Raw genomic sequence first — 11,251 nt, forward strand, 5'->3', positions numbered from 1 at the left:
CGGGGCGATGGCGGGGTGCCTGGGCCTGGGCGGGGCGGGGCTGTGCGCGGCGCCGATGGCGACGTCGCTGCCGGGCTACGTGCTGGCGGCCACGGGCTGCGGGGCGGCGCTCGGGGTCGCAGGAGCCCTGGCCCTCATCGCCACCCAGGCGGCCGCGGGCCCCGAGCGGGCGGGGGAGGCGTCCGGCGTGACCAAGACGGTCATCACGACCGCGGGCGGCCTCGGCGTGGCCCTGAGTGCCCCCGCCCCCGGGGCGTCCCTGACCACGGCCGGTGTGGCCTGCCTGGCCGCCGCGCTGCCGCTGGCCGCCGGGGCGTGGCGGGGTCTGCGCCCCTCCGCCGAGCGCACGGATTGAACCCGCGGCCTGGTTGCGACAAAGTGAACATAAGGCACATATCCCTTATCCGGCTCGGTGGCCGCGAACCGAGGTGGCCGCACACCGAACCCCGACCCGACGAGGGCGCCATGGCGTACTACGGCGATGAGACCACTCCCCCGATGGGCACGCCCGCCCATGCCTCCCCCAGGAGCGCGTCGGGCGTGCTGCGCGCCCATGACGCCGGCCTGCTGGTGGTGCGGCTCGGCGTCGGGCTGATCATCGCCGCGCACGGGGCACAGCATCTGTTCGGCTGGTGGGGCGGGCCCGGGATCTCCCGGACCGCCGTGGACTTCGCCCGCCTCGGCTATCCGGCGCCCCGGTTGATGGCCGTCTGCGCGGGGCTCACCGAGACCCTGGGCGGGCTGGGGCTCGCCGTGGGGCTGCTCACGCCGCTGGCCGGGGCCGCCGTGGCGGGCACCATGGCCAACGCGGTCGCCTCCGCCTGGAAGCTCGGCCTGCTCGGCGGCTTTGAGTTTCCGCTGCTCATCGGCGTATGCGCGGCCGGGCTCGCGCTGAGCGGGTCGGGCCGTATCGCGATCGACGCGCTGATTCCGGGGCTGCGGTCTCAGCGGATCGGCTACGGTGTGGCAGCGCTCGTCCTCGCGGCGATCCTGGCGACGGTCACGATCCTGCTGCGCTCATGACGCGGCGCCCCGATCCGTACCGGCTCACGGTGAACGGGGCGCGGCGGTTCTCCGTATGGCTCTGTATGCGCCCTGGCACTCGGGGCGCGGACCGAAGAACCCAACGGAGGACCAGCTCATGAGTGAACGGTTCACTCCTCCCATCCAAGCCCTCCCGGACGGGGATGCCGAAGTCCGTCTGGTGCTCCATCTGCCGTGGGACGTGGTCTCCGCGCTGGGTCAGGAGGCCGGGCGGCTGGCCGCCCAGATGCACCGGCCGGTGAGCCTGGACGAGGCGGTCAGCCACCGGCTGCGCACCCAGGCCATGAGCGCCGCCCACGCCAAGCCGCCCCAGCTGGAGCGGAACCAGCCCGCGCCCACGCCGTCCCCCACGGCGCAGTCCACGACCCGCTCCCCCGGTGAACAGGCGCGGCAGGCGATCGACAAGATCAACGGTTCCGCCGCTTCCGCCAACGGCAGCCACAACGGGACCGCACCCAGCGGCACCGGCCAGGGCGCCTCCCACAGCGCCGCCGACGCCTCCGGCCCGCCGCCCGGCGCCACCGCCGCGGACACGCCGCCCTCCGACCGCGGAATCCTGGAACGCCCCGCCCGGGCCACCGGCCCGGTGAACGGGAGCGCGCACGGCCCGGGGTCGCTGAACGGCACGGCCACCGAGATGCCGAGATGAGCACGACGATGTAGTCGCCGTACGGGTGAGGGTGCCGTCCGCGCCGGACGGCACCCTCACCCGTACGGCAACCGCCCGGCAAGGTCAGCGGTGGAGAACCATCAAGTCCGGCCGTTCGAGGAACCGGGCGATGTCGCGCAGGACGAGCGAACCCAGCTCGCCGTCGACCAGACGGTGGTCGAACGACATGGTGAGGGTCGTGANCGTTCGAGGAACCGGGCGATGTCGCGCAGGACGAGCGAACCCAGCTCGCCGTCGACCAGACGGTGGTCGAACGACATGGTGAGGGTCGTGATGTCGCGCAGCCGTATCCGTCCCTCGTGTTCCCACGGCATGCGCCGCACCTGGCCGAAGCAGAGGATCGCCGCTTCGCCGGGGTTGAGGATCGGCGTTCCGCCGTCGATGCCGAACACACCGATGTTGGTGATCGTGAAGGTCCCGTTCCTCATCCGCTCGGGTGGCGTCTTGCCCGCGCGGGCCTGCTCGACGAGGTCGGTGAGCGCCAGGGCGATCTCCCGCAGGGAGAGCCGCTGGGCCGCGGCGATGTTGGGGACGATGAGCCCTCTCGGTGTCGCCGCGGCGATGCCGAGATTGACGTCGGAGTACTGGACGATCTCACCGGCAGCGGCGTCCCACTTCGCGTTGATCCCGGGATGCCGTGCGATGGCGGTCAGCACTGCCTTGATGACCAGACACAGTGGTGTCAGGCGCACATCCCCGAACGCCTTGTCGGCGCGCGCCCTCTCCAGCAGTTCGAGGGACCGCGTCACGTCGACGGTGACCCACTCCGTGACGTGCGGGGCGGTGAAGGCGCTCTCGACCATGGCCTGCGCGGTGTGCTTGCGCACTCCGCGAATCGGGGTGCGCACCACGTCGTCACGGGCGGGGCCCGGGTCGTTCGGCGTGGTGGCCCGCCGCTCGGCGAGGCGGTGCACGTCCTCGCGGGTGATGCGTCCCGACGGGCCCGTGGCGGACACCAGGCTCAGGTCGACCCCGAGGTCGCGGGCGAGCTTGCGCACCGGCGGGGTGGCGAGGGCTCTCCGGGCGGACGGTGTGACGGCCGGTGGCCCGGGCTTCCGCTTTCGCGGGCGCCGCGCCGTCCGCGCGTGCGCCGGGCCGTAGCCGACCAGGACGGGCTCGCGGGCGGGGGCGGGCGACTGCTCTCTCGGGGCGCCGTCCTGGGCGGGAGGATCCACGAGGTCCGTGGCGTCGCGTTCGGGCCCCGCCTGCGGGGCGCTGTCGTCCTCGACCTCGAACGAGATGATCGGCGTACCGACGGCCACCGCCTCGCCCGCGGCGCGGAGGATCTCGGCGACGGTCCCGGCGTACGGGCTGGGCAGCTCCACCACCGCCTTCGCCGTTTCGATCTCGGCGATGATGTCGTTCACGCCGACCGGGTCGCCGGGGCCCACCCGCCATTCGAGAATCTCGGCCTCGGTGAGCCCCTCGCCGACGTCGGGGAGCGGGAAATGCCTGGTCACGAGCATCGTGTCCTCCAGAAGAGGTGTGCCGGACGGTTCACCCGGCACACACCCGGTCGACGGCGTCGAGGACGCGATCGAGATCCGGCAGGTAATCGCCCTCCGCCCGCGCCGGCGGATAGGGGACGTTGTAGCCACCGACCCGTTCCACGGGGGCCTCGAGGTCGTAGAAGCAGTGCTGCATGACCGTCGCGGCGATTTCGGCGCCCAGGCCGACGTTGACGGGCGCCTCGTGGACGACCACGACGCGTCCCGTCTTCGACGCCGAGCGGCACAGTGCGCCGGTGTCCAGCGGCGACAGCGAGCGGAGGTCGAGGACCTCCAGCGAACGGCCTTCGGAGGCGGCGACCTCGGCCGCGTTGAGCGCCACCGCGACCATGGGCCCGTACGCGACCACGGTGGCGTCGGAGCCCTCGCGCAGCACCCGGGCGCGCCCCAGCGTGTCGCCGTCCACGGGGCGGCCGAGGCCGACCTCGGCCCGGTCCCAGTAACGGCGCTTGGGCTCGTAGAAGATGACGGGGTCGTCGCACGCGATCGCGGCGCGGAGCAGGTCGTACGCGTCCTGGGGGTGGCCGCACGCCACGACGCGCAGCCCGGCCGTGTGGCAGAAGTACGCCTCGTTCGACTCGCTGTGGTGCTCGACCGCGCCGATCCCGCCCCCGACCGGGATCCGGATGGTGACGGGGAGCCGCAGCAGCCCGCGGGAGCGTGCCCGCATCTTCGCCAGCTGGCTGACGATCTGGTCGAAGGCGGGGTAGACGAAACCGTCGAACTGGATCTCGCAGACCGGTCGGTACCCGCGCAGGGCCAGGCCGATGGCCGTCCCGACGATCCCCGATTCGGCCAGCGGGGTGTCCACGACGCGGTCGCCGAACTCGGCGGCCAGGCCATCGGTCACCCGGAACACCCCGCCCAGGGAGGCGATGTCCTCGCCGAGCAGGACCACCCGCTCGTCGTCGCGCATCGCCTGCCGCAGGCCCTCGTTCAGCGAGCGCCCGAGCGTGAGCGCGGTCGTGGTCGTGGCGGCCTCGTCCCGGGTGTCCTTCCCGGCCGGGGCGGCCGCGGCGGTGATGGTCACAGGAAGGACTCCATATACGTCTCGAAGGCTTCGCGTTCGCGCCGCAGGGACTCGGGCTCCTCGCACAAGGTGGCGCGGAAGGTGTCGCTCAGAGACGGCTCCGGAAGGGCACGGCACTCCCGGCGCGTCCGCGTGGCCAGCTCCTCGGCGTCGGAGGCGACCGTGGCGAAGTAGTCCTCGTCGGCCCAGCCGCGCGCCGTGAGCAGCAGGCGCACGCGCTCCACGGGGTCGTGGGCCTGCCACCGGGCCGCCTCGGCGGCGTCGCGGTAGCGCTTGGGGTCGTCCGATGTGCTGTGTCCGGACATGCGGTAGGTGTGCGCCTCGATGAACCCCGGTGCGCCACCGGCCCGGACCCGCTCGACCATGCTCCGTGTGGCGGCGTGGACGGCCAGTACGTCGTTGCCGTCCACGGACACCGCGTCGAGTCCGAATCCCTTCGCACGCTCCCTCAGCGGGCTCGCGTACTGCTTGCTCGCGGGTGTCGAGATCGCCCATCCGTTGTTCTGGCAGAAGAACACGACGGGTGCCGATGTCACCGCCGCCCAGTTGAGCGCCTCGCTGGCGTCCCCCTGGCTGGAGGCGCCGTCACCGAGGTAGGTGAACACCACGCTGTCGGCGGCGTCGTACCGGACGCCCATCGCATAGCCGACGGCGTGCAGTGTCTGCGTGGCCAGCACCAGGCTGTAGATGTGGAAGTGGTACCGCTCGGGGTCCCATGAGCCGTGGCTCGCGCCACGCCACTGCGACAGCAATTCCGTCGGTGAGATGCCACGGCACAGGGCCGCCACGTGTTCGCGGTAGGACGGGAAGACCCGGTCGTCCGCCCGGAGGGCGCGGATCGATCCGGCCTGTGCCGCTTCCTGCCCGAGGGACATCAGCCAGAGTCCCAGCTCACCCTGGCGTTGCAGGGAGTACGCCTCCTGGTCGAGGCGGCGCCCGAGCACCATGTCGCGGTACAGCCCGCGGACCAGGTCGCCGGTCACCTCGAGCATGTCCGCGGCCGCCTGTTCGTCCAGCGTCCCGGCCGGATCGACCAGCCGCAGGACGTCATCGGCGGAGGCCACCGCGGAGGACGCACCGGAGTGTGTGCTCATCCGTTCCTCCAGCCGACCTTGACGACTTCGAGTGACCGGTTCAGGAACTTGACGAGCTGCCGCACCCTGGTCTCGTCCGTCGTGTCCACCTCGATGGTGATGCGCCGCAGCCCGTCGACGGGCGCGGCGACGTCCATGGTGAGCACGTCGAACTGGCGATGCGCCAAGATCAGGGCGACCCGGGCGACCGCCAGGGGCGTGGCGACGACATCGATCCGCAGTACGGCACCACGAGGGCGTGTGCGGGGCTTCAGGGCTTCTGAGGGGGCAGCGCGTGTCGCTGACTGTGTCGCGGCTGACATGCGGACACGTTGTCAAGGGCCCGATCCGTGCACAACACACGTGTGCGCAGCGGTGCGCAGTACGCTCTTCTCGGGAAGTCCGTCGCGTCGAGAGTGATCGTTGAGGGAAGCCCTGCTTACACTTGCGGCATGTCGGCACCCGTACACCTCGACTCGGTCGATCTACAGATCCTGGAGTTGCTGCGAGCCGACGGGCGGCGCACCGTTCGTGACATCGCGCGCCTGGTGCAGCTTTCCCCGGCGCCGGTCCGGCGGCGCATCGCACGCCTGGAGGAGTCGGGGGTCATCACCGGCTACACGATCACGACGGATCAGGCCAAGCTCGGTCAGGGGCTTCAAGCGGTCACCGAGCTGCGTTTCACGGGTGACACGGATATCCACGACATCGTGGAGTTCGCGTCGACGCTGCCGGAGGTCGACGAGGTGCTGACGCTCACCGGCGATGTGGACGCGCTCGTCCGGTTGCACGTCGACAGCGTCGACGAGCTCCAGAAGGTGGTCAATCGGCTGCGTCGCAAGGGTGTCGGTGTGCTCCAGACGAAGACGCTGATCGTCATCGACTCCTGGCAGCGCGGAACGCCCGTGCCCTGAGCTGGTCAGGGCACGGGCGTTCAGGGCGCGGCAGGGGGCTTCTCAGTCCTCCTCGTCGTCCATGAGGGCCAGCAGCGGCTCCCGCTCGTCCTCGGGGACGTAGCCCGCGTAGTACTCGTAGAGCTTGCGCCGCGAGATGCGGGCCGCCGCCGGGCCGTCCCCCAGCCGGATGGCCTCCAGCACCTCCTGGTGGTGTTGGAGCGACTCCCGCATCAGCGCCGTGCTGTTGTGCGCGTGGGCGACCTTGTCCGAGATCAGCGAGAGGACGGCGCCCCGGACCACCTGGTTGCACACCTCGATGAGGGAGTTGCGGCTGGCCACCGCCACCGCCTCGTGGAACGCGACGTCCGCCTTGCTGAACTCCTCGTACCCGGTCTCGATCGCGTCCGCCATGACGGCGAGCGTCCGTTCCATGGCGGACAGTTCCTCCTCGGACCGCAGCCGGGCCGCCAGCAGGCTCGCCGACCCGTCGAGGATCATGCGGAACGAGATCAACTCGGCGATCGACACGTTGTCGAACTGGACGAGCCGGGCCATCTCCTTGGTCAGGCGGGCCGACGAGAACGGCAGGATCTCCGGGCCGTTCGGGTCTCCCGGGCGCGAGCGGACGAGACCGTTGCTCTCCAGCACGCGCAGGGCTTCCCGCACGGTGGGCCGGCTCGCCCCGAACTGTGTCACCAACTCCCGCTCACTCGGCAGCCGCTGCCCCGGCTTCAGGTCACCGCGCGCGATCGCCTGCTCGATCTGTTCGACGATGCGCTGGTAGAGCCGTACCGGCGAAACCTGCCGGAACTGTGCCCCGTCGCTCAAGGCTTCTCCCCTTCGGGCGTGGTCGATGTCGTCTTCCTCTCCCCCGTGGGCGCACCGTGGGCGTGGTCCGGCCAGGCCGGGACCGCCTCGGCAGGCCGGTTCCGTTCGTACCATGCCGCCGCCCTCAGGACGCCGAGATCGTCGAAACGGCGGCCCGCGATCTGCACCCCGATGGGCCGGCCGTCCGCCGTCAGGCCGCAGTTGACGGTCGCGGCGGGCTGGCCCGACATGTTGTACGGCGCGGTGAAGCCGATGTGCGCCATGGTCTTCGCGTCCCCCGTGAACGGCATCGGCTGCTCGGCGGAGAACGCCGCCACCGGGGCCACCGGCGAGAGCACCAGGTCGTACGGGACGGTCGCCGCCACGGTCTGCGCCTGGATGCGCATGATCTGCTGGTAGCACTGGAGCACCCTGGTGCCGGGTATGTCCGCGCCGCCCTGGCACCACCGGATGATGTGGGGGTGGACGCGCAGCCGGGCCTCGGGCGACAGGGCGCGGAAGTCGTTCCAGGACCGCACCCGCCAGAACAGGTCCAGGTCGTCCAGGAGCTCTTGGGTCATGAACGGCTCGACCGGCTCCACGACGGCCCCGGCCGCCTCGAAGACCTCGGCGGCGCGGCTCACCGCGGCGAGGATCTCGGCGTCGCTCGCCTCCCCGCAGCCCGCGTCGAGGTGCACGCCCACCCGCAGTCCGCGGACCTCGCTCTCCAGCGCCGACCAGTCGATGTCCTGCGGTGGCAGGCTCGTCCAGTCCCGGGGATCCGGTTGGCTCAGGACGCGCATGAACAGGGCCGCGTCCGCCACCGTGCGCGTCAGGGGACCGGCGGCACGCCCCAGGTACGGGGCGTCCAGCGGGATCCTCCCGTAGCTGGGCTTGAGGGTGGCGAGGCCCAGCCAGGTGCCCGGCAGCCGGATCGATCCCCCGATGTCGGTGCCCACGTGGAGCGGGCCGTACCCCCCGGCGGCCGCGGCCCCGGCACCGGAGCTGGAGCCGCCCGTGGTCCAGTCGGGGTTCCAGGGGCTGCGCGAAATGCCGTGCCTGCTGGAGACGCCCGAGGAGAGCATGCCCCAGTCCGGCATCACCGTCGACCCGAGTATCACCCCGCCGGATTCGAGGACCCGCGCGGTGATGGGCGCGTCCGACTCCGGGACGACCGGCTCGGTGCCCGCGTTGCCGGAGGGCATGGGGACACCCCGGCGGGCGACGTTCTCCTTCAGGGTCACGGGCACGCCGTCGATGAGCCCGAGCGGCTCCCCCGCCGCCCATCGGGCCTCGCTGGCCTGGGCCGCCTTGCGGGACTCGTCCGGATCTCGCACCCAGAACGCGTTGAGCACACCTTCCCGCGCCTCGATCACCGACTGGACGGCGTCGTGGACCTGGACCGGCGACAGCGTGCGGTCGGCGAATCCGGCAACCATCTCCACGGCCGGCAGGGCGGCCAGGGCCTGTTCGGTGAGCACCCGCACTCTCCTTCTCCCCCAGCTACCGCTGGGTGGTGCCCCGGCGATTCCCGGGGCGTTCGAACCCTTGACAGGAACAGCTTCAGTCGACACGGTACCTGGCAAGCGAGCTTACTGGTCAGGCCAGTCATAACGGAAGGTGGCGTCCATGACGCGGGACACCGAAGTCGTACGGCTTGCGGTCATTCCGGGCGACGGAATCGGTCCGGAGGTCGTCGCGGCGACCGTGCCCGCGCTCCGGGCCGCGCTGGAGGCCGACGGCCTCCGGCTCGACGTGACCTCGTTCGACTGGGGCGGCGAGCGGTTCCTCCGGCAGGGCGCGGCGATGCCGCCCGATGCGGCCGACCTCGTCAAGAAGACGGACGCCGTGCTGTTCGGCGCCGTCGGGCGTCCCGACGTACCGGAGCACGAGCTGGTCTGGGGCCTGATCATCGGCCTGCGGCAGCAGCTCGACCTCGCCGTGAACCTCCGCCCGGTGCGCGCGTTCCCCGGCGTTCCCACCAAGGTGCGCGACACCGACGGCGTGGACCTGGTGATCGTGCGCGAGAACACCGAGGGCGAGTACGTCGGCGCGGGCGGGGTGGCGCACGCCGGGAGCGGACACGATCTCGGGATCGAGGTCGCCGTGCACTCCCGCCGCGTCATCGAGCGGGCGGCGCACCAGGCCTTCGCCCTGGCGGGCCGCCGGTCGGGGCGGCTGTGCCTGGTGACCAAGTCCAACGCGATGCGCTACGGCTATCCGCTGTGGGACCGGGTGGTGCGCGAGGTCGGCGAGCAGTACCCGCAGGTCCAGCTGGAAACGGTGCTGGTCGACGCGATGGCCGCCCGTATGATCCAGGCTCCCCGCTCCCTCGATGTGCTGCTCACGAGCAACCTGTTCGGCGACATCCTGTCCGATCTCGCCGCGGTGCTCGCGGGCGGTATGGGCATGGCGCCCAGCGCCAACGTCCTGCCGGACGCGGAGGTGCCGGGCATCTACGAACCCGTCCATGGCTCGGCGCCGGACATCGCCGGGAAGGGCGTGGCGAATCCGGTGGCCTGTCTGCTCTCCGGCGCGATGCTGCTCGACGACCTCGGACACACCGGCGCGGCCCGCCGCGTCCGCGACGCGGTGGCGGACACCGTGCGAGATACCAGGCACCACACGGCCGACCTCGGCGGCAACGCCACTACGGCGGACGTCGCATCAGCCGTTCTGCACGCGATAGAAAACCAGGGGTAGGACGCATGAAACATCACAAGCGGCTGGCGCGGCACCCCCGGGCGGTCGCGGCCACGCTCGCATGCCTGCTGCTGGCATCCTGCTCGGCCGGGTCCACGGCAACCGGCAGCGCGGGGAAGAACTCCCTGAACGTCGGCCTCACCGCCGAGCCGGCCAACTTCGACTTCACCAAGACCGAAGGTGCCGCCATTCCGCAGGCACTGCTCTACAACGTCTACGAGAACCTGGTGAAGCTGGACCAGTCCGGGAAGATCCGGCCCCAACTGGCCACATCCTGGCGCCTGTCCAAGGACCGCAGGACGTACACGTTCCATCTGGTGAAGAACGCCACGTTCAGCAATGGCGCACGGTTCACGGCCGAGGACGCCAAGTTCTCCATCGAACGCGTCACATCCGACTGGACGCTGGTGCAGAAGACTCAGATGGATGTCGTCGACACGGTGCGGGCGGTGTCGCCCACCGAACTCAAGGTCATCTTGAAGAAGCCGAGCAACGACTGGCTGTACCGGATGACCACCCGTGTCGGGGCGATGTTCAGCCGGACCGGCGTGCGCAAGCTGGCCACCGAGCCGGTGGGCACCGGCCCGTACGTGGTGAAGAAGTGGAACCGCGGCGACTCGATCACCCTGGCCCGCCGTGGTGACTACTGGGGGCGCGAACCGCACTTCGCGTCGGTCACCCTCAAGTACTTCAAGGACCCGACGGCCATGAACAACGCGCTGCTCACGGGCACCATCAACGTGATCGGCCAGATGCAGTCCCCGGAGTCCTTGTACCGGTTCCAGAACAACTCCAAGTACAAGGTCATCGAGGGTACGACCAACGGCGAGGTGGTCCTCTCGCTCAACAACGGCTCGGGCCCGATGAAGAATCCGAAGGCCCGCCAGGCCGTTCGTTACGCCATCGACCACAAGGCCCTGATGGACACCTGCTGGGCGGGCCGCGGCAAGCTCATCGGCAGCATGGTCCCGCCGACCGACCCGTGGTACCAGAACCTCACCGACCAGTATCCGTACGACCGCGACAAGGCCAAGCGGCTCGTCAAGGAGTCCGGCGAAGCCGGGCGTACGCTGCGGTTGCGCATTCCGACGCTGCCGTATGCCACCGCGTGCGGCACCGTGGTCAAGAGCCAGCTCGAACAGGTCGGGTTCAAGGTCAAGCTGGACCAGCTGGAGTTCCCCGCCGCCTGGCTGACCACCGTGTTCAAGAACGCCGACTACGACATGTCCATCATCGGCCATGTGGAGCCCCGCGACATGCAGACGGTGTTCGGGAACAAGAAGTCCTACATCCGCTACGACAACCCCAGGTTCCGGGCGTTGCTGGCGAAGGCGGACCAGGGCAGCCGGGAGCAGCAGATCACCGATATGCGGGCGGCTGCCCGGCTGCTGTCCAAGGACGCGGCGGCCGACTGGCTGTTCCTGCTGCCGAACCTGATGGTGGCGGACAAGGACATCACCGGCCTGCCCGTGAACTCCGTGTCCGAGTCACTGGATCTCACCGGCCTGGGCCGGTCCTGA

At 70.8% G+C, this 11,251-nt stretch carries 11 protein-coding genes and 2 pseudogenes; 6 read left to right on the top strand and 7 right to left on the bottom strand.

The window, feature by feature from the left end; all coding sequences use genetic code 11:
* The 3 genes and pseudogenes from EEJ42_RS50920 to EEJ42_RS17020 form a co-directional block, all read left to right on the top strand.
* Positions 1-355 (top strand): annotated as a pseudogene (locus tag EEJ42_RS50920) (MFS transporter); the annotation flags it as partial.
* Between the two features lie 110 nt (positions 356-465).
* Positions 466-1,023 carry a DoxX family protein gene (locus tag EEJ42_RS17015; RefSeq protein WP_246096812.1) on the top strand — a complete coding sequence of 186 codons (558 nt, stop codon included), beginning with the start codon at positions 466-468 and terminating at the stop codon, positions 1,021-1,023.
* A gap of 118 nt (positions 1,024-1,141) precedes the next feature.
* Positions 1,142-1,693, top strand: a complete 552-nt coding sequence (locus EEJ42_RS17020; protein ID WP_123100766.1) for a hypothetical protein — start codon at positions 1,142-1,144, stop codon at positions 1,691-1,693.
* Between the two features lie 84 nt (positions 1,694-1,777).
* Here the strand turns inward: EEJ42_RS17020 and EEJ42_RS54665 are convergent, their stop codons facing one another.
* The 5 genes and pseudogenes from EEJ42_RS54665 to EEJ42_RS50295 all read right to left on the bottom strand — a co-directional run bounded on the left by EEJ42_RS54665 (position 1,778) and on the right by EEJ42_RS50295 (position 5,648).
* Positions 1,778-1,882: a 2-oxo acid dehydrogenase subunit E2 gene (locus EEJ42_RS54665; RefSeq protein WP_123100767.1), complete on the bottom strand. Its 105-nt coding sequence runs from the start codon at positions 1,880-1,882 to the stop codon at positions 1,778-1,780.
* Between the two features lie 17 nt (positions 1,883-1,899).
* A pseudogene (locus tag EEJ42_RS17030) lies at positions 1,900-3,180 on the bottom strand (dihydrolipoamide acetyltransferase family protein); the annotation flags it as partial.
* 31 nt (positions 3,181-3,211) lie between these two features.
* Positions 3,212-4,252, bottom strand: a complete 1,041-nt coding sequence (locus EEJ42_RS17035; RefSeq protein WP_123100768.1) for an alpha-ketoacid dehydrogenase subunit beta — start codon at positions 4,250-4,252, stop codon at positions 3,212-3,214.
* A complete protein-coding gene (locus EEJ42_RS17040) occupies positions 4,249-5,346 on the bottom strand; it encodes a thiamine pyrophosphate-dependent enzyme (RefSeq protein ID WP_123100769.1) in 1,098 nt (365 codons plus the stop codon). The genes EEJ42_RS17035 and EEJ42_RS17040 overlap by 4 nt, the downstream gene beginning before the upstream one ends.
* Complete coding sequence (locus EEJ42_RS50295) at positions 5,343-5,648, bottom strand: ACT domain-containing protein (protein ID WP_148081983.1); 306 nt, start codon at positions 5,646-5,648, stop codon at positions 5,343-5,345. Before EEJ42_RS50295 ends, EEJ42_RS17040 begins: the two co-directional genes overlap by 4 nt.
* 129 nt (positions 5,649-5,777) lie before the next feature.
* Here EEJ42_RS50295 and EEJ42_RS17045 point away from each other — a divergent pair, with 129 nt between their 5' ends.
* Positions 5,778-6,239 carry an Lrp/AsnC family transcriptional regulator gene (locus tag EEJ42_RS17045; protein ID WP_123100770.1) on the top strand — a complete coding sequence of 154 codons (462 nt, stop codon included), beginning with the start codon at positions 5,778-5,780 and terminating at the stop codon, positions 6,237-6,239.
* 42 nt (positions 6,240-6,281) lie between these two features.
* Here the strand turns inward: EEJ42_RS17045 and EEJ42_RS17050 are convergent, their stop codons facing one another.
* On the bottom strand, positions 6,282-7,049 hold the full coding sequence (locus EEJ42_RS17050; protein WP_123100771.1) for a FadR/GntR family transcriptional regulator: 768 nt from the start codon (positions 7,047-7,049) through the stop codon (positions 6,282-6,284).
* On the bottom strand, positions 7,046-8,509 hold the full coding sequence (locus tag EEJ42_RS17055; RefSeq protein ID WP_123100772.1) for an amidase: 1,464 nt from the start codon (positions 8,507-8,509) through the stop codon (positions 7,046-7,048). The genes EEJ42_RS17050 and EEJ42_RS17055 overlap by 4 nt, the downstream gene beginning before the upstream one ends.
* A 148-nt stretch (positions 8,510-8,657) precedes the next feature.
* Between EEJ42_RS17055 and EEJ42_RS17060 the strand changes: the two genes are divergently transcribed.
* Together EEJ42_RS17060 and EEJ42_RS17065 are read left to right on the top strand one after the other, a co-directional pair.
* Positions 8,658-9,731, top strand: a complete 1,074-nt coding sequence (locus EEJ42_RS17060) for an isocitrate/isopropylmalate dehydrogenase family protein (protein ID WP_123100773.1) — start codon at positions 8,658-8,660, stop codon at positions 9,729-9,731.
* Between the two features lie 5 nt (positions 9,732-9,736).
* A complete protein-coding gene (locus EEJ42_RS17065) occupies positions 9,737-11,251 on the top strand; it encodes an ABC transporter substrate-binding protein (RefSeq protein WP_123100774.1) in 1,515 nt (504 codons plus the stop codon).

It is taken from the genome of Streptomyces botrytidirepellens, assembly GCF_003721215.1.
GTDB lineage: Bacteria > Actinomycetota > Actinomycetes > Streptomycetales > Streptomycetaceae > Streptomyces > Streptomyces himastatinicus.

Excerpts from the sequence above, each read along its gene's own strand:
- EEJ42_RS17015 (WP_246096812.1), top strand. The coding sequence starts at position 466 with ATGGCGTACTACGGCGATGAGACCACTCCCCCGATGGGCACGCCCGCC.
- EEJ42_RS17020 (WP_123100766.1), top strand. The coding sequence starts at position 1,142 with ATGAGTGAACGGTTCACTCCTCCCATCCAAGCCCTCCCGGACGGGGAT.
- EEJ42_RS54665 (WP_123100767.1), bottom strand. The coding sequence starts at position 1,882 with ATGTCGTTCGACCACCGTCTGGTCGACGGCGAGCTGGGTTCGCTCGTC.
- EEJ42_RS17040 (WP_123100769.1), bottom strand. The coding sequence starts at position 5,346 with ATGAGCACACACTCCGGTGCGTCCTCCGCGGTGGCCTCCGCCGATGAC.
- EEJ42_RS50295 (WP_148081983.1), bottom strand. The coding sequence starts at position 5,648 with ATGTCAGCCGCGACACAGTCAGCGACACGCGCTGCCCCCTCAGAAGCC.
- EEJ42_RS17045 (WP_123100770.1), top strand. The coding sequence starts at position 5,778 with ATGTCGGCACCCGTACACCTCGACTCGGTCGATCTACAGATCCTGGAG.
- EEJ42_RS17060 (WP_123100773.1), top strand. The coding sequence starts at position 8,658 with ATGACGCGGGACACCGAAGTCGTACGGCTTGCGGTCATTCCGGGCGAC.
- EEJ42_RS17065 (WP_123100774.1), top strand. The coding sequence starts at position 9,737 with ATGAAACATCACAAGCGGCTGGCGCGGCACCCCCGGGCGGTCGCGGCC.